Origin of the sequence: Curtobacterium sp. ME26 (genome assembly GCF_903970945.1) — a bacterium.
Lineage (GTDB): Bacteria > Actinomycetota > Actinomycetes > Actinomycetales > Microbacteriaceae > Curtobacterium > Curtobacterium citri.
The window spans coordinates 1-376 of sequence record NZ_CAJCKG010000107.1; the positions used below are offsets into that span (position 1 = coordinate 1).

The 376-nt window shown below is 61.2% G+C and carries 1 protein-coding gene; it reads left to right on the forward strand.

Annotated features, from left to right (window positions below):
* Position 1: 1 nt before the first annotated feature.
* Positions 2-376 (forward strand): putative Ig domain-containing protein (locus tag H7A69_RS17230; protein WP_259346292.1); only part of this gene is annotated, 375 nt, incomplete at its 3' end.

Below are 376 nucleotides of genomic sequence, written 5' to 3' on the forward strand. Positions count from 1 at the left end.
TGTGATATCGGGTACGCCGACAACGGCTGGGCGGTCGACGTTCACCATTACCGCGACGAATAGTGCCGGTAGTGACGAGCACGAGTTCGTTCTGACGACCGCTGCCGCTGCGGCGACGGTTCCGGCGATTACTACTACTTCGGTTCCGGATGCCACGGTCGGGTCAACGTATCGCGCTGTGGTTGCAGCTACTGGAACCGGTCCGATTCGCTATGCCGTCACCAGCGGCACTCTTCCGGCAGGGCTGAGCTTGGACGCTGTATCTGGTGTGATATCGGGTACGCCGACAACGGCTGGGCGGTCGACGTTCACCATTACCGCGACGAATAGTGCCGGTAGTGACGAGCACGAGTTCGTTCTGACGACCGCTGCCGCT